The sequence below is a fragment of the Streptomyces sp. NPDC050422 genome (assembly GCF_044458665.1).
Lineage (GTDB): Bacteria > Actinomycetota > Actinomycetes > Streptomycetales > Streptomycetaceae > Streptomyces.
The window spans coordinates 14,371-29,686 of record NZ_JBITIE010000026.1; the positions used below are offsets into that span (position 1 = coordinate 14,371).

At 70.0% G+C, this 15,316-nt stretch carries 17 protein-coding genes; 6 read left to right on the top strand and 11 right to left on the bottom strand.

Annotated elements, in window-relative coordinates:
• Positions 1–523 precede the first annotated feature (523 nt).
• The gene (locus ACIBJG_RS33035) at positions 524–1,216 is read right to left on the bottom strand and encodes a metal-dependent transcriptional regulator (protein ID WP_356319897.1); all 693 of its coding nucleotides are present in this window, start codon (positions 1,214–1,216) and stop codon (positions 524–526) included.
• 216 nt (positions 1,217–1,432) lie between these two features.
• Here ACIBJG_RS33035 and ACIBJG_RS33040 point away from each other — a divergent pair, with 216 nt between their 5' ends.
• The gene (locus ACIBJG_RS33040) at positions 1,433–2,188 is read left to right on the top strand and encodes an SIS domain-containing protein (RefSeq protein ID WP_399313205.1); all 756 of its coding nucleotides are present in this window, start codon (positions 1,433–1,435) and stop codon (positions 2,186–2,188) included.
• A 76-nt stretch (positions 2,189–2,264) separates the two neighbouring features.
• Here ACIBJG_RS33040 and ACIBJG_RS33045 read toward each other — a convergent pair whose 3' ends face one another.
• The gene (locus ACIBJG_RS33045) at positions 2,265–3,653 is read right to left on the bottom strand and encodes a PAS domain-containing protein (protein WP_399313207.1); all 1,389 of its coding nucleotides are present in this window, start codon (positions 3,651–3,653) and stop codon (positions 2,265–2,267) included.
• A gap of 412 nt (positions 3,654–4,065) precedes the next feature.
• Entirely contained in the window at positions 4,066–4,692 is a 627-nt protein-coding gene (gene pdxH, locus ACIBJG_RS33050) for a pyridoxamine 5'-phosphate oxidase (RefSeq protein WP_399313357.1), read from the bottom strand.
• Positions 4,693–4,908: 216 nt separating this feature from the next.
• Between pdxH and ACIBJG_RS33055 the strand changes: the two genes are divergently transcribed.
• A complete protein-coding gene (locus ACIBJG_RS33055; protein ID WP_399313209.1) occupies positions 4,909–6,018 on the top strand; it encodes a citrate synthase 2 in 1,110 nt (369 codons plus the stop codon).
• Between the two features lie 66 nt (positions 6,019–6,084).
• Here ACIBJG_RS33055 and ACIBJG_RS33060 read toward each other — a convergent pair whose 3' ends face one another.
• The 3 genes from ACIBJG_RS33060 to ACIBJG_RS33070 form a co-directional block, all read right to left on the bottom strand.
• Entirely contained in the window at positions 6,085–6,726 is a 642-nt protein-coding gene (locus ACIBJG_RS33060) for a hypothetical protein (RefSeq protein ID WP_399313211.1), read from the bottom strand.
• 98 nt (positions 6,727–6,824) lie between these two features.
• Positions 6,825–7,322 (bottom strand): nitroreductase family deazaflavin-dependent oxidoreductase, encoded by a 498-nt coding sequence (locus ACIBJG_RS33065; protein WP_399313213.1) that lies wholly within the window; start codon positions 7,320–7,322, stop codon positions 6,825–6,827.
• Between the two features lie 298 nt (positions 7,323–7,620).
• Entirely contained in the window at positions 7,621–8,574 is a 954-nt protein-coding gene (locus ACIBJG_RS33070) for a LysR family transcriptional regulator (protein WP_399313215.1), read from the bottom strand.
• A 161-nt stretch (positions 8,575–8,735) separates the two neighbouring features.
• Between ACIBJG_RS33070 and ACIBJG_RS33075 the strand changes: the two genes are divergently transcribed.
• Both ACIBJG_RS33075 and ACIBJG_RS33080 read left to right on the top strand, forming a co-directional pair.
• Entirely contained in the window at positions 8,736–9,131 is a 396-nt protein-coding gene (locus tag ACIBJG_RS33075; protein ID WP_399313359.1) for a VOC family protein, read from the top strand.
• Positions 9,132–9,400: 269 nt separating this feature from the next.
• Positions 9,401–10,060, top strand: coding sequence for a hypothetical protein (locus tag ACIBJG_RS33080; protein ID WP_399313217.1), 660 nt, complete (start codon positions 9,401–9,403; stop codon positions 10,058–10,060).
• A gap of 130 nt (positions 10,061–10,190) precedes the next feature.
• Here ACIBJG_RS33080 and ACIBJG_RS33085 read toward each other — a convergent pair whose 3' ends face one another.
• From ACIBJG_RS33085 to ACIBJG_RS33100, 4 genes are all read right to left on the bottom strand, one after another.
• Positions 10,191–10,430: a DUF397 domain-containing protein gene (locus tag ACIBJG_RS33085; RefSeq protein WP_399313218.1), complete on the bottom strand. Its 240-nt coding sequence runs from the start codon at positions 10,428–10,430 to the stop codon at positions 10,191–10,193.
• On the bottom strand, positions 10,427–11,212 hold the full coding sequence (locus ACIBJG_RS33090) for a Scr1 family TA system antitoxin-like transcriptional regulator (protein WP_399313220.1): 786 nt from the start codon (positions 11,210–11,212) through the stop codon (positions 10,427–10,429). The genes ACIBJG_RS33085 and ACIBJG_RS33090 overlap by 4 nt, the downstream gene beginning before the upstream one ends.
• Positions 11,213–11,351: 139 nt before the next feature.
• Positions 11,352–12,611, bottom strand: a complete 1,260-nt coding sequence (locus ACIBJG_RS33095; RefSeq protein WP_399313222.1) for an MFS transporter — start codon at positions 12,609–12,611, stop codon at positions 11,352–11,354.
• Between the two features lie 50 nt (positions 12,612–12,661).
• Complete coding sequence (locus tag ACIBJG_RS33100; RefSeq protein ID WP_399313224.1) at positions 12,662–13,420, bottom strand: GntR family transcriptional regulator; 759 nt, start codon at positions 13,418–13,420, stop codon at positions 12,662–12,664.
• 502 nt (positions 13,421–13,922) lie between these two features.
• Between ACIBJG_RS33100 and ACIBJG_RS33105 the strand changes: the two genes are divergently transcribed.
• Entirely contained in the window at positions 13,923–14,474 is a 552-nt protein-coding gene (locus ACIBJG_RS33105; protein ID WP_399313226.1) for a hypothetical protein, read from the top strand.
• A gap of 22 nt (positions 14,475–14,496) precedes the next feature.
• The gene (locus tag ACIBJG_RS33110; protein WP_399313228.1) at positions 14,497–14,685 is read left to right on the top strand and encodes a hypothetical protein; all 189 of its coding nucleotides are present in this window, start codon (positions 14,497–14,499) and stop codon (positions 14,683–14,685) included.
• A gap of 87 nt (positions 14,686–14,772) precedes the next feature.
• On the opposite strand, the gene ACIBJG_RS33115 is transcribed toward ACIBJG_RS33110, so the two are convergent.
• Positions 14,773–15,279, bottom strand: coding sequence for a GNAT family N-acetyltransferase (locus ACIBJG_RS33115; protein WP_399313230.1), 507 nt, complete (start codon positions 15,277–15,279; stop codon positions 14,773–14,775).
• Positions 15,280–15,316 lie beyond the last annotated feature (37 nt).

Here is a 15,316-nt window from a genome sequence, read left to right on the forward strand (position 1 = left end):
ATCGTTTCGGGGCCGCCGGTCCGGGGGCGGGATCCGACCACCGGGGCGCGCGTCACAAGCGCGTGCGCCGGGGCGGCGTGCAGGACCGCGGCAGTCTTCTCCCGGTGCGCAGGCCGGACATGCCAGTACGACGGGCGCATTCCCTGCTCCCCTCCCCGACCGCGCGGCCTGACGGCCGACACTCCCAGGTATCCCTCTGCCACAGCCTGGCACGCGATCCGTCCGGGCGCTGCAATTCCGGACGGAAAAACGGAAAACGGACGTCAGCACCGCTGATCGTCCGCCACCCGCACTTCGACACCTGCTCACATTCCGAGCAACGCCGCGCTCAGGACTTCGCCCTGTTCACCACGCGCCAGGGTCTTTCGTCTGGATCAGCCGGATCAGGGAGCGGGCTCCGGTGCCGTGCATCGCACGGCGGAGGAGGGAGTCATGGCGGAGCCATGGCGACCGACGACAACGCCGCGAGGTGCGGTGCCGGACCCCGCGAGCCCGGCATGATCCAAACGAGAGGCCCCAGGGCTCAGCGCTTCGCCACGAACACGTGAGAGGCGACCTCCGCGTCCAGCTCCGCCGCCTCACCGCTGCTGCCCACCAGCACCCCGCCGGGCGACTGGGTCACGCTGACCACGGAACCGGGCTGAACGCCCGCCCGCCGCAGCGTGTACATCAGCTGGGCGTCCGTCTGGATCGGCTCACCGATCCGGCGGACCACCACCGTCTTGCCGTCGGCGCCCGGGTCGAGCTCCGACAGGCTGACCATGCCCTCGTCGAGGAACGGGTCGGCCTCGGCCTTCTCGCCCAGCTCCTCCAGGCCCGGGATGGGATTCCCGTACGGGGACTCCGTCGGGTGGCGCAGCAGCTCCAGCACCCGCCGCTCCACGGCCTCGCTCATCACGTGTTCCCAACGACATGCCTCGGCGTGGACCTGCTCCCACTCCAGGCCGATCACGTCTACCAGCAGGCACTCGGCGAGCCGGTGCTTGCGCATCACGCGGGTCGCCAGCCGGCGGCCCTCCTCCGTCAGCTCCAGGTGCCGGTCCCCGGCGACCTGGACCAGGCCGTCGCGCTCCATTCGCGCCACCGTCTGGCTGACGGTCGGACCGCTCTGGTCCAGCCGTTCAGCGATCCGGGCGCGCATGGGGACCACGCCTTCCTCTTCGAGTTCGAGGATGGTGCGGAGATACATCTCCGTTGTGTCGATCAGTCCGGACATTCGTGCCCCTCGATGCAGTCGTGCGCTGGCCCTCGTCCAATTCTGACGCATAGCACCGACAACCGTGCCTCACCGTCCGAAGGAGCTCCGCCGACGAGCCGTCGGCGAGGCCGGAACGGCCCGTGCGGTATTGACATGTCACTGGTCCAGACCGCACCGTGATCGGCGGTACGGACGCCCCTGGACACCTCCACTCCGCCGGAAAGGCACTCCTCGATGAGCGAAAGCAAGCTGGCCGGTCAGTTCTTCGACGCAGCGATCGGCCTGCTGGAGCGGGTGCGCGACGAGGAGTCCGGCTCCATCGCGGCCGCCGGTGACGCGATCGCCGACACCGTCGTGTCCGGCGGCAGGCTCTTCGCCTTCGGCGCCGGGCACTCCTCGCTGGCCGCCCAGGACGTCGTCTACCGCGCGGGCGGACTCGCCCTCATGAACGTCCTGGCCGTCCCCGGCACGCTCGGCGTCGACGTCATGCCGGCGACGCTGGGCTCGGCCCTGGAACGGGTCGACGGCCTCGCGGGCGCGGTGCTCGACTCCAGCCCCGCGAAGTCGGGCGACGTCCTCGTGATCATCTCGCTCTCCGGGCGCAACGCCCTGCCGGTGGAGATGGCGCTGAACGCCCGCGCGCTGGGCCTGAAGGTCATCGGCGTCACCTCGGTCGCGTACGCGGAGGGCACCCGCTCCCGGCACAGCTCGGGCGGTTTCCTGCGGGACCACTGCGACATCGTCCTCGACAGCAAGATCTCCATCGGCGACGCGGAACTGGACGTCGACGGCATCGAGGCCCCCTTCGCCCCCGCCTCGACGGTCGTCACCAGCGCGATCATGCAGTCGATGATGGCCGCCGCGGCGGAGAGCCTGCTGGAGCGGGGCGTCGAGCCGCCGCTGCTGCGCTCGGGCAACGTCGACGGGGGCCACGAGTGGAACGGGCGCGTGATGACGGAGTACGCGGACCGGATCTTCTACCGGCACTGAGCGGGTTGCCGGCGGCGCGGTGCGTCCGGGGCCGAGTCCGAGGGGTGACCGCCCGCCCCCGGCGGCGGTTCCGTCCTCAAACGCCGGACGGGCTGGAACGGCCGGACGGGCTGGGGTTCGCCGCCTGCCCCAGGTCCACCGACGCCGCCACCCGGTCCGCCACGCTCTCCGCGTACGCCGCGTCCGGGCGCTCGAACGCAGCGCGATGGGACGAGCGCAGGAACGTCACCACGCCCAGCGTCCGGCCCCGGCTCCGCAGCACCACGCACAGGGCGTGCACCGCATCGGCCGGCCACCGCCGCTCCGTCGCCCACTCCCCGGCCGCCTGCGCCGACCCGGCGCCCGCCGAAGCCCGCACCGACCCCGTACGGTCCACCGCCTGCAGGGCCGGGTGCCCCGGCGCGTACCGCAGCGGGATGCCGCCCCCGGCCACCGGCAGGCACGGGCCCGGCGCGTCGGTCGGCGTCCCCGCGGCACGCACCAGCCGCTCGCCCGCCACCAGATCGATCAGCGCATGGTCGGCGAAGCCCGCCAGGGCGTAGTCCAGCGACGACGTGGCCGCCTCCATCGGGTCCTCGCACTCGGCGGCCGACCGTGATGCCCGGTGCAGCTGACTGGACCGGAACCGCAGCCGGTCGGCCTCCTGGGCGGCCAGCTTCGCCTCCGTCACGTCCTGGAACAGCCAGCCCACCCCCAGCGGCACCGGCTCCTCGGCGAGCGGCGAGGCCAGCCGCAGGAAACCGCTGCGCCAGCAGCGCCGCCGGTCGCCGTCGCCCGTCCGCAACGTCACCCACAGCTCGGTGGGCGCGGGCGGCGCCCCCTCGGCCAGCACGTGCTGGAGCGCGCCCTCCAGGTCCTCGACACCCTGCACGATCAGCTCGCCGAGCGGCCGTCCCAGCAGCGTCGTACGACCGCCGCCCAGCGCGCGGGCCGCGTGTGCGTTGACGACGGTCGGCCGCAGGTCCACGTCGACCAGGACGACGCCCCACGACGCGTCCTCGAACAGTGCCTCGCTCAGGGCGATGGACCGTTCCAGATCGATCTGCGCATGGACCTCGCTGAACGCGCAGTACACCCCGGCGGGCTTCCCGTCCGCGCTCCGTACCCCGGCCGACTGGGTCCGCACGAGCACCCGCCCGCCGTCCTTGCGCAGCAGCGCGAACTCGTGCACCTGGCGCCCGGCCCCGCCCATGACGGCCATCAGCCGTCCCTGCACCTCGCCCGCGTCCGCCCGCCGCACGGCCCACCCGGCGAAACCGGGCCGCCCGACGGCCTCCTCGGCGGACCAGCCGAGGATTCGCTCGGCCTCGCGGTTCCAGTGGGTGACGGTGCCGTCCGCGTCGAAGGCGCAGAGGGCCGCGTCCATGCCGTCGAGGAGGGCCGCGAGCAGTTCCGCCCCGGGGATCGGGCCGGGGCCGTCGGGACCGAGAGCGTCGGTCGTTCCGCTGGTCGTGGAAGCACTCATCCCGGGACCCCCTGCAGGACGTGTCCGCCATTGCCGCACGTCAGACCATTGAACTCGAACGTGACCCGGCACACAGCGACTTCCCCGAAATCAACCGCTCCGATAATTCGGTTGTGCGGGCCCGGGGGGCTTCCTAAGCTGATGGCACACGTAGGGAAAGGAGGTGTTCCGGAAGTGATTTCTTCTCGGACTCGTGAGGTGACTGCGGGCTGACGCCCGTTGTCGCGCTCTTGCAGTGCAGGCCGGTCATCGGCCAATCCCAAGCAGTCACCGACCCGCAGGCTCGCCGGTAAGTCCGGCCGGCTCCTCCGCAAGGAGGGACCAGAGCCTGCGGGTTTCTGCGTGTCAAAGCACGTGCCGGGGCACGTGTCGGCGCGATGTCGGGGCACGTGTCGGCGTGATGTCCCGTGTTCTACGGGCAGAGTCGCTCGACCCGCCACGCGCCGTCCTCCCGCACGTACCGCAGCCGGTCGTGGAGCCGGTTCTCGTGGCCCTGCCAGAACTCGATCGTGTCGGGGACGACGCGGAATCCGCCCCAGTGCGGGGGCGCCGGGACCTTCTCGCCCTCCGGGTAGCGGGCCGCGAGGTCCTCGTAGCGCTGGACCAGTTCGTCCCGCGAACCGATCACCGCCGACTGATCGCTCGCCCAGGCGCCGAGCTGGGAGCCGTGGGGGCGGGTGCGGAAGTAGGCGACCGTCTCCTCGCGGGGGACCCGGGCCGCGGTGCCGGTGACGATGACCTGGCGGGCCAGGGGGTGCCAGGGGAAGAGCAGCGAGACGTACGGGTTGGCGGCCAGCTCGCGGCCCTTGCGGGAGTCGTAGTTGGTGAAGAAGACGAAGCCCCGCTCGTCGTACATCTTCAGCAGGACCGTGCGGGAGGACGGACGCCCCTCGGGGGTCGCCGTGGACACCACCATGGCGTTCGGTTCGTGGAGCATGCCGCCTGCGGCGACCTGCCGGAACCAGCGGGCGAACTGCCGCATCGGATCGGCGGCGAGACCGTCCTCGGCGAAGGCCTCGGACCGGTACTGCTCGCGCATCGCGGCCGGATCGGTGGTGGAATCGAAGGAGGAGTCTGCGGTGGGCACGGTGTCATCCTGCCGCAGCGGCCAGGCACGAAGGAGGTCCGCCCGCCGTTACACGGTGGAATGGGGAGCTGTGCCGGATGTCACGCTTCCCGGTCACGTCGGAACCCGCCAGTATCTTGGGTGGGCCCTGGGGCCCGCCCGCAGCCGCCGATCCGAGGGAGCCGCCTGATGTCCGACTTCGTACCCGGACTCGAAGGAGTCGTCGCGTTCGAAACGGAGATCGCCGAACCCGACAAGGAAGGCGGTTCGCTGCGGTACCGAGGCGTCGACATCGAGGATCTCGTCGGCCATGTCTCGTTCGGCAACGTGTGGGGCCTGCTGGTCGACGGGGCGTTCAGCCCCGGCCTGCCGCCCGCGGAGCCGTTCCCGATCCCGGTGCACTCCGGTGACATCCGGGTCGACGTCCAGTCCGCCCTGGCCATGCTCGCGCCCGTGTGGGGCCTGAAGCCGCTGCTGGACATCGACGAGGAGACCGCCCGCAACGATCTGGCGCGGGCCGCCGTCATGGCGCTGTCGTACGTCGCGCAGTCCGCGCGCGGACAGGGGCGGCCAATGGTGCCGCAGAGCGAGATCGACAAGGCCGGATCCGTGGTCGAACGCTTCATGATCCGCTGGCGCGGCGAGCCGGACCCCCGGCATGTGAAGGCCGTCGACGCGTACTGGACGTCGGCCGCCGAGCACGGCATGAACGCCTCGACGTTCACCGCCCGCGTCATCGCCTCCACCGGCGCCGACGTGGCCGCCGCACTGTCCGGCGCGGTGGGCGCCATGTCGGGCCCGCTGCACGGGGGCGCGCCGTCGCGCGTCCTCGGCATGATCGAGGAGATCGAACGGACCGGGGACGCCACCGCGTACGTGAAGAAGGCCCTGGACAAGGGCGAGCGGCTGATGGGCTTCGGCCACCGCGTGTACCGGGCCGAGGACCCGCGGGCGCGGGTGCTGCGGCGCACGGCCGAGGAGCTGGGCGCGCCCCGTTTCGAAGTGGCGCAGGCGCTGGAGAAGGCCGCGCTGGAGGAGTTGCACGCGCGGCGCCCGGACCGGGTGCTGGCGACGAACGTGGAGTTCTGGGCGGCGATCATGCTGGACTTCGCGGAGGTCCCGGCGCACATGTTCACGTCGATGTTCACGTGTGCGCGGACGGCGGGCTGGTCGGCGCACATCCTGGAGCAGAAGCGGACGGGACGCCTGGTGCGGCCGTCGGCGAAGTACATCGGGCCGGGGACGCGGAGTCCGCGGGAGATCCAGGGGTACGAGCAGCTGGCGGATCTGGGCAACTGAGGCGCGCAGTCCGGAGTTCTGACGGACGGCGGCGCCGGGACGGGGCCGTCCGGGCGCCGCCGTCCGTCAGATCTTGCCGCGGACGCAGGCCGTGCGGTGCTTGTCCAGGCGGAGGCCGAACTCCGCGAGGAAGCGGGGGGTCAGGTCGGGCCATCCCCAGAACGTGAAGCCGAGGCTGCCGTACGCGAAGGCGCCGTCCATGCCGGTCCATTCCGTGAGCGGAGACTCCGCGTGGCAGTGCGTGCAGCGGACCGGCCCGTCGCCGCCGGCCAGCCAGGCCTGCTCGGCGGCGCCGAACGGCGCCCAGGCGCCGGGGATGTCGTCCCACGTCTCCTCGTCGCGGAGTTCGGTGGTCCTTCCGCAGCGAGGGCAGTCCGCGCCCGAGGCCTCCGCGTACTGTCCGGCGTCGAACACGGTGCGGGTGGTGACGATCTCCAGGCCGCCCGCCTGCCAGGGCTCGCTCCAGCCGCTGCTGTCGACGACGGCGCGGTGGCGGGGGCCCGGCGGGTGCCCCGGCCCGCTGCCGATGACGGGCTCGGTCCGGTCCGCTCCGACGACGCCTTCGGCGACGAGCCATTCCACGATGCGCGCGGCCATGGGAACGGCGTCCGCCTCGGAGATCTCCTTGTCCACGATCGTCTGGAAGTAGTCACCCATGAGTGCCCCCGCGGTTCGGTACGGTCCGGCCGGACCGTGACGCGGCAGCATACGCGGCGTCCTCGACGCGCTGCCCGCCCTCGTCGCTGCTGTGATTGCCGGCCCTGCGCCGCCGCACGATCCGCTGCGGCCGCTGCACCTCTGGTCGGTCAGTCTGCAGCCCCTGACCGGCTCCGGGGGTCGGTCCGGTTCAGCACCACGACGGGGATCTCCCGATCCGTCCTGGCCTGGTGCTCGGCGTACCCGGGCGCCTCGACGACCACGCGGCCGAAGAGCTCGGCACGCTCCTGGCCCGTCGGGACGGCGGCGATCGCCCGGTAGGTGTCGGTGCCCGTCTCGACCGTCACGACCGGATTCCTGCGGAGGTTGTGGTACCACGCCGGATGCTTGTCGGCGCCGTTCGCCGACGCGACGACGATCCCCGTTCCGTCGGATTCGAGATACCCCAGGATGCTCTCCCGGCGCAGTCCGCTCCTGGCTCCGACGGTCGTCAGTACGGTCAGTGTCCAGCCCTCGAACATGCCGCTCATCTTCCCGTTGTTCGCCCGGAACTCGGCGATGACCTGACGCAGGAAATCGTTGACGTCAAAGCCTGCCCAGCGCTCGGACTGCGCTTCCCAGGTCTCGTCCTGCTGTTCCTTGCTCATGCACTGCCTCTCCGAGTCGGTTGGCCACGGAGGAGGGCCACGCCACCGTAAATCGACACAGAAATACCCCGCTTGCCTACGCGGTGAAGGCGGGCACAGCAATCCCAGGACGGGGATTGCTGAGCTGCGAGAGACGGAACGTGCCGATCTCTGCAATGGCTGAGTAGCCGATACCTCCATGCGTAGGCCCATACGGGGCTCGGTGGGACCGTAACACCATCCCGTCCGGACGGGCAACGTCACCTCGGCGGGGCCAACCGGCATACGGATGACGGGTGTTGAGGCCGACCTCGACGGGTCAGCCGGAGAGCGGCCGAGGGGCGGCGGACGGCAGAGCCGACGGCCGGCGGGACGAGCCCTGGACCGGCGACCTCTCGACCACATCCGCCGCTGCCCGTACGAACGCCCGGACGCGCTCCGTGGTGTTCTCTTCCAGCCAGACCGGTCCCCGCTCTATCGGCTGCGCGTCGTGCAGGGGCACGTACGCCACATCCGGTCGCGGGTAGTAGCTCCGGGAATGGTCTCCGACCGGCAGGACGCCCTTGCCCATCGCCACCAGCGTGAGCATTTCGGAGAACGACCCTCCGGCCGGCCCCTTCGGAACCGGCCTGCCCGAGGGGGTGCGGTCCGGTGTGCGATCCCGCTTGAACTCCGCCGAGGTCACCTCCGGATACTGCACGACCGGGTGTTCCGCGAGCACTTCGAGCGACACCGACTCCTCGCCGGCGAGCGGATGCCCGGCCGCGACGGCGAGCACACGGTTCTCCGTCAGCAGCGCCGGACCACAAGCCATCCCGTCGAACGGGTACGAAGCGATGAGGACGTCGACCGAGCGGTCGACCAGGCTCGCGCGGGAGTTGGACAGATGGACCTCCCGTACGTCGACACCGCAATCGGGGTGACGTTCGCTGAACAGACCCACCACCTCCAGGAGCGCCGGTGCCGTCCACTCGCCGAGAAAGGCGACGCGCAGTTCTCCCGTGACACCACGGCCGGCCCGGGTGGCCTTGCGGAGCGCCTCCTCCATCCCGGCGGCCAAGGGGGCCAGGTCATCAGCCAACTGCCGCCCGACCGGCGTCAGCCGAACCGTCCTGCTGGTGCGCTCGAACAGCGGGCCGCCGATCCGCCGTTCGAGCTTCTTGATCACCTGACTGACCCGGCCGGTCGTGACGCACAGGCGCTCGGCGGTTCGGCCGAAGTGCAACTGCTCGGCAAGCGTCAGGAAGGCCTCGATCTCCACCCGTTCCAGCACGATTCCCCCGTTCGTTGAATCTGACTCAACGATCGTATGCCGAACCGGCCTTGATGACGGACGTCCGCCGGCGGATCGTGAAACCCGCCCACCGGACGCCACCACCGAAGGAAGCCCCCGTGAACGACTCGGACGCCACCGCCCGCCCTGCCCGGACCGGGATGCCCTCGCTGCGCGTGAAGGCATTCGACCATCTGGTCCTCAACGTCGTGGATGTCGAGCGGTCCCTGGACTTCTACGCCGGGCTCCTCGGCCTGGAACCGGTACGCGTCGCCGAGTGGCGAGCCGGCGAGGTCCCGTTTCCCTCGGTGAGAGTGACCGCCGAGACCATCATCGACCTGGTCGCCCGCCCGCGGGGGGAGTCCAACGTCGACCACATCTGCCTCACCGTGGAACCGCTGGACTGGACGGAGTTCATCGCGTCAGGGGCCTTCACCGTCCTCGAAGGCCCCGTCGACCGCTACGGCGCACGGGGCTCCGCCCAGTCGGTCTACGTCCAGGACCCGGACGGCAACACCGTGGAGCTCCGCTGGTACCCGCAGGACGCCGCGGCCTGACCGCGCAGACGCAGACGCAGACGCAGGCGCGGTACGGGGGACGGCGCGCGGGGCCGCTCAGCACCGCTCCCGTCGCTTACCTGTGCCCCGCCTGTGGTGAGCCTGTGTCATTGCCCCCTCAGTCTGAGATGGCCGTGGCGGCGCGCCTCGTTGACGCACCGCCGTCGTTGTGCCGCCGCGGCGCGTCCGGTCGCAGGACCGGGCGCCTCGTCCAGTTGTTGAACGTTCCGGCTGCCGTAAGGGCAGCCCTCACTGCCAGTTAGGTCAAAATGACGCACAAGCGACGCATCGTCTCCGCAGTTGCCCTCACCACCCTCGCGCTCGGGCTCACGGCCTGCAACGACGGCGAGGACGCGGCATCGACGAAGGAGTCACCTTCGGCCTCCGCCCCGGCATCGTCGGACCCGGCATCCTCCGACCCGGGCAGCAAGAGCCCGTCTGCGGACCCGAGCGACGACGCTGCCGCTCCCGCCGGTGGTGACGTCGCCGCACCGGGCACGAAGGTCAAGGTCGGCGACCGCGCCGTTGTGCCGTTCACCTACGGGACCACCAAGAAGGGCACCATCGCGGTGACCGTCACGGCGATCGAGAAGGGTGCCGAGGCCGACATGGCCCCCTTCGGTGCGAAGGCCAAGGGCATGACGCCGTACTACATCCGGATGAAGGTGGAGAACGTCGGCGGCACCGACATGTCGTACTCGTCCCTGAAGCTGCGCGGCAAGCTGGCGGACGGCGCCCCCACGGGCGTCATCCTGATCGGCGACCTCAAGGGCAAGTGCGACAGCGAATCCGCACCCCGCGACTTCACTACCAAGGGCGCGTCGTACGAGACCTGCTCGCTCAGCGCCACGAAGACCGACCCCATCGCGACCGCCTCGTTCGAGGAGGGTGACGCGTACCGCGACAGCCCGGTCCTCTGGACCAGCTGACGACCTGTTCCCGTTCCTGTTCCCGCGTCCGCGCGCCGGGCATCCCGTCCCCTGGCGGCATGCCCGGCGCGCGGAGCACGTTCTACGGCTTTCCGCCGAGGCGCACGGTCCCCCGCGTCTGCTCAGCGCCTCAGCGGCCCACGTGCGCGGTGAAGGCGGCCCAGGCCGCGGGCGGCAGAGCAAGTGCCGGGCCCTCGGGGTTCTTGGAGTCACGGACGTGTACGGCGGCGGGATGCGCGGCGACCTCGACGCACTGGCCACCCTCACTGCCGCTGTAGCTGGACTTCCGCCACTCGTAGGCGACTTCGAGGCAGGCGCCGCCCTCGTCGCCGCTGTAGCTGGACTTGAACCACGCGCGTGCAGTGCTCATTGCTCTCCCAGCAGACGGTCCAACAGGCCCAAGGTGTCTTCGGGGCTGAGGGCCTGAGCTCGCAGCATCGCATATTTCTGGGACAGGATGCTGACCTCATCGGGGTCGGCGACGAGCAGGCTGCCGCGCTGCGTCTCGGAGTACGCGACGTGTTGGAAGTCGGGCGTTTCCAGGAGCGTGAACGGGCCGTCGAGCCCGGCGTGGGACCGGTGGCTCAGCGCGAGAATCTGAAGGCTGACGCCCGGCAGCGCAGCGCACGTACGCAGGTGGCGGAGCTGCTCCCTGTGCGTTTCCTGGTCGGTGAGTTGAAGCCTGACCACCGGCTCCCAGACGACGAAGCTGATCGTCGGCGGTTCGCTGCGGTGCAGGATCTCCTGGCGTTCCAGCCGGGAGGCGGTCCGGATCGCGATCTTCTCCTCGCTGAACACGGGAACCCTGTTGCTGAAGACCGCCCGTGCGTAGGCCTCGGTCTGGAGCAGGCCGGGCAGGACCTGGTTGTCGTACCAGGACAGGGCCAGGGCCGTCCGCTCCAGGTCCATGTACTGCTCGGCCCATGCCGGTACGAGATCGACCTCCGGCATGTGCTCCACCGCCGTCGCCAACGCGCCATTTGTCTCCAGGAGTTCGTCCAGCCGACGCGCCAGATCGGGGAGGAGCGCCCGACGCCCCTGCTCGATGGAGGCGATCGTCTCCACCTGGACACGTACCAGGTCCGCGAGTTGCGCCTGGGTCAGACCGGAGGCCACGCGAAACACGCTGACCAGCTTGCCTACGAGCTTCATGGCCGACGCGTTCCTGCGCTGCCGATTCCTGGGGTGCATACGGTACCCAATCCCCACCTGGGCCCGCACTTCACGCCTCGACGACCCGTACAAGAAATATGTACGAACAGGGGCTGCGGAGGTTCCGCACGGAGAGGCCTCAGCGCGCAACCTCACGGGGGCCGGCTGTGGGATCTCCACGCATGGCACGCAGCGGCGAAAGGAAGTTGGGAAGAGCGCTCAGCGTCATCCCGGCCGCACCGATCCCCAAGGTGCCTGCCGCTCCGAACACGGACCCCGACACGCCACCCAGAAACCCGCCGACAGGGATGCCACCCCACGACACGAAGCGGGTTGTCGCACTCATCCGACCCAGAAGCCGATCCGGTGTCATGGCTTGCTGAAGGCTTGATTGAGACACGACGCGAACGACCCCTCCCATCGAAAGGGCCGCGAGCCCGACAGCGGCCACGTACAGGCTCCAACCCGGTCGCGCCCACGGCATGAGAGCAGTCAGCGGGCAAGTGAGCAGTGTCGCGAGCCAGATGACCCGGCCCTGCCCGACCCGCCCGGAGATCGTGGTGGCCAGCAGCGCACCCAGCAACGCCCCGAAACCCATCCCCGAAAGGACGAGGCCGATACCGAAGGGCTGGAGCCCCGCCTCCCGCTGCAGAAAGACCAGCAACATGCTCTGGTACATGACGAGAGAGAGGTTGAACATCGCGTCCCCGAGCGCCATGGCCCGCAAGGACGGGTCCTTCAGGACGAACTTCAGCCCCTCCTTAACCTCTCGGCCCAGTCGACGACGGGCTGCGGGCTCCGGCCTTCTTTCGCGCTTACGGATCGTCGCTGCGAGCAGCCCCGACAAGGCCATCCCTGCCGAACTCAACGCCAGCACCGCGGGGGCCCCGACCAGGCTGATCAGCGGCCCGGCCAACGCCGGGCCGCCGATGCTGGTCACCGAGCGCACCGACGACAACCGTGCGTTCCCTTCCACAAGCCTTCCGCGTCCCACCAAATGTGGGAGGTAGCTGACATACGCGACATCGAAGAAGACGGTCAGCACTCCGTGGATCAGAGCGACTGTGCAGAGCCACTCCATGGTGAGAAGGCCCATCCACCATGTGATCGGTATCGTCACGAGGAGCAACGCACGGGCGAGATCAGCGCTGATCATCACCGATCGTTTGCGCATACGGTCCACCCACGCACCTGCCGGAAGCCCGATCAGGAGCGAGCCTGCCGTGGTCATCGCCGCCAGCAGACCGACCTGGAACTCGTCCGCGTCCAGTGCCGAGATGGCCACCAGGGGCAGTGCCAGGAAGATGATGCGGTCACCCAGCTGACCGAGTGCGGTGGCCGCGAACAGGCGCCCGAAGTCCCGGTCTCCCAGGAGTCCGAGCCGGGACGTCGTTGACATGCGTATCCCCTGCCGTTGGAAATGAAGGACACCCCTGGCCGTCCCCACGCCTACGGGCGCTCGGCCCCGAACTCGTAGACCACCTCTCGACGCACGTCGGGAATTACCATGTCGGCGGTTTCCACCGCGCGTCCGTCGCTGTCGTAGATCGTGCGCTCGATCTGCAGCACGAGGTCGCCCACGCCGATCCCCAGCAGGTTCGCCTGCGCCTGGGTGGCCCGAGCCGGGCGCGGGATCTCGACCACGGTCGAGACGACCACGCCGATCGAACGCATACGCTCGACCACTCCCTTTCCGGCCAGGGGCCCCGACTCGGGCAGCACGACCGAAGTTCCGTCCGTGAGGGCCAGCGGCTCCCAGGATTCGGAGAGCTGGACGGGCTGCCCCTCCGCGAGGAACTCGTAATGCGTGGTGACGCAGAGACCCCCCGGGCTGATGCCGAGCCGCTCGGCAATTTCCTCAGGAGCGGGGACGCGCACCCGGCTGTGCGAATCCCAGGCGTCGGCCCTGCCCTGCTGCCTCGCCTCCGAGGTGGCTGCGGAGCCGTGCCCGCGGTCCCGGTGCCGCGAACGAACCAGCCGCAGGCGCTCGCGCGGGATACGGACGTAGGTGCCCGAGCCTGCGCGTCCGTCCAGAAGACCGTCGGCAATCAAGCGGTCCATGGCCCTCTGTATGACGTTGCGCCCGACTGCGTACTCCTCGGCGAGCCGCACCCGGGACGGAAGGCGCTCGCCGACCTTCCACTCGTGAGCGAGAATGCGCGCGCGCAGGGCGTCGGTGACCGCGAGGTACGGAGCCTCTCGGGGCATGCGTGAACCTCCGGTCGTTCTGCGGCGATTGGCGGCAGCCCCCCACAGGGCCGTTGGCAACCTACGTCACCTGGAAGAAGCTGCTGGAGTAGCTATCGCCGATGCGCCGCGAGCCGACTCCGCGAGGCAAGACCGACGCACCTCTCGAAGCTCGGAGCTCGGGTCCCGAGCTCCGAGCTTCGAGCTTCGATACGGTCGGTTCACTCGTTCGAGGGGAGGCGGGACAGCCTCGGCCCGGAGCTTGAGACCCGAGACACGAGCGTCGAGATGCGAGCCGCGAGATTCGAGCGCCTTCTTTTAACCGGCCACTGAAAACAGGGGGGTTGATAAAACCTCCCTGCCCTCCCTGACCCGTAACGGCGAGCAAGTATGACTAATGGTGACGGCTTGCGACGGAGCGTCGCGAGTGTCTACGGTGCGAGAACAAAGCGACCCCGACCGGTGTAATCAGCACCGAGCCGGGGTCTGACCCCAAGATCGACTACATAAGGAAAACGATCCCGTGGCTGCCCAGCACCTTAGTCCCGCCCTGCCCGCGCCCGCAGTGGCGGCCCCGTACCCGATGGCCCAGCCCGGTTACGGCAAGCGTTCCGCGCCGGACCAACTCCCCTCACGCCCTGACGACTTCGCTCTGCTGCCCTTGCGCGAGCGGTACATCGCAGGGTTCATCGAGCACCTCCCCGAGGGCGCTTCGATGAGCGTGAAGTGCCTCGCCAAGCAGATCCCCCTGTACGGCCAGCAGGCCATCGCCTCCGCCCTGACCGCCCTTTCCGTGGCCGGGTACCTGCGGCGCGTCCGCTGCGCGATCGGCGTCGGTGACGAGGTGCGGTGGGTGTTCCGCACCTTCTGGTCCCGTACCGCCCGGGACAACGAATGGTGGGCGAACCGCCTCACGCCGGGAGTGCCCCAGCCGGTGCGGGTGCCCGTAGCCGTAGCCGAGTACGCACCGGCTGCCGTGCCCCCGCAGCGCGCGGCACCCGCACCCGAACCGCCCGTCGAGCGGGACGTCACCGCACTCGTCGCCGGCCTCCGCGACCTCCTCAAAGCGCCTTGAGACTTCTCCCGGACCCGCCGCAGTGGTCAAAATCGGCAACGGCCGCACCCTCGTCCCCCGCCGCACGACCACCGGCCCCACCGAGATCGGCAGCACCACCCGCGTCTGCTTCGTCGCCAACGCCAAGGTCGAGACTCGCGTCCACGTCAAACTCGCTGGAGGCGCCTGGAGCAACTGGACCGGCGCCGCGACCTCCCAGTGCCAGACCTGACCGCCACGGCGCCTTGCGCACGCCGTCCCCGCGAAACTCCAGGACGATGTTTCGCGGGGACGACGTGCTGTGAAGTCGGCTCCCTGGTCACGCCAACGAGCGCGTGAGCCAGACCAGTTCGCCCTTGCGCTCCTCCGTGGTGACGTGGTCCCTCTCGAACCCGAGCTTTTCGAGGACTCGGAACGACGGTGTGTTCCACGTGGCGACGGTCGACCAGAGCCGTTCCCGGCCGGTCGCCGCTGCGGCCTCGAGTACCGCGCCTGCCGCCTCGGTGGCGTAGCCGCGCCCGTGCGCGTGCCGGAACAGCTCGTACGCGATCTCGGGCTCCTCCAGGGTGGAGCGGCCGATGATGAGTCCGCCGTAGCCGATGAAGTCGCCCTCGTCGCGGCGCTGGATGGGCAGCAGGGCGATCCCCGTAGTCGCCGTTGCCGTGAGCAGCTCCGCGATGGCTTTCCGGATGTGTTCAACGGTCTGTCTTCCGTCGCCTCGTTCGGCGAGGAGGTCGCGGAACTCGGCCGCGTCCGACTCGGCCCACGGCCGCAGGATCAGTCGCTCGGTTTCGAGGTGGAACGGCATCGTCTCGTAGGCGGACATCCGTCCACTCTGCCGCATGGGCCGTCCCCCTGCCCCG

Coding starts and splice junctions, on each gene's coding strand:
- ACIBJG_RS33035 (WP_356319897.1), bottom strand. CDS start 1,216: ATGTCCGGACTGATCGACACAACGGAGATGTATCTCCGCACCATCCTC.
- ACIBJG_RS33040 (WP_399313205.1), top strand. CDS start 1,433: ATGAGCGAAAGCAAGCTGGCCGGTCAGTTCTTCGACGCAGCGATCGGC.
- ACIBJG_RS33045 (WP_399313207.1), bottom strand. CDS start 3,653: ATGAGTGCTTCCACGACCAGCGGAACGACCGACGCTCTCGGTCCCGAC.
- pdxH (WP_399313357.1), bottom strand. CDS start 4,692: ATGCGCGAGCAGTACCGGTCCGAGGCCTTCGCCGAGGACGGTCTCGCC.
- ACIBJG_RS33055 (WP_399313209.1), top strand. CDS start 4,909: ATGTCCGACTTCGTACCCGGACTCGAAGGAGTCGTCGCGTTCGAAACG.
- ACIBJG_RS33060 (WP_399313211.1), bottom strand. CDS start 6,726: ATGCTGCCGCGTCACGGTCCGGCCGGACCGTACCGAACCGCGGGGGCA.
- ACIBJG_RS33065 (WP_399313213.1), bottom strand. CDS start 7,322: ATGAGCAAGGAACAGCAGGACGAGACCTGGGAAGCGCAGTCCGAGCGC.
- ACIBJG_RS33075 (WP_399313359.1), top strand. CDS start 8,736: ATGCCCTCGCTGCGCGTGAAGGCATTCGACCATCTGGTCCTCAACGTC.
- ACIBJG_RS33080 (WP_399313217.1), top strand. CDS start 9,401: ATGACGCACAAGCGACGCATCGTCTCCGCAGTTGCCCTCACCACCCTC.
- ACIBJG_RS33085 (WP_399313218.1), bottom strand. CDS start 10,430: ATGAGCACTGCACGCGCGTGGTTCAAGTCCAGCTACAGCGGCGACGAG.
- ACIBJG_RS33090 (WP_399313220.1), bottom strand. CDS start 11,212: ATGAAGCTCGTAGGCAAGCTGGTCAGCGTGTTTCGCGTGGCCTCCGGT.
- ACIBJG_RS33095 (WP_399313222.1), bottom strand. CDS start 12,611: ATGTCAACGACGTCCCGGCTCGGACTCCTGGGAGACCGGGACTTCGGG.
- ACIBJG_RS33100 (WP_399313224.1), bottom strand. CDS start 13,420: ATGCCCCGAGAGGCTCCGTACCTCGCGGTCACCGACGCCCTGCGCGCG.
- ACIBJG_RS33115 (WP_399313230.1), bottom strand. CDS start 15,279: ATGTCCGCCTACGAGACGATGCCGTTCCACCTCGAAACCGAGCGACTG.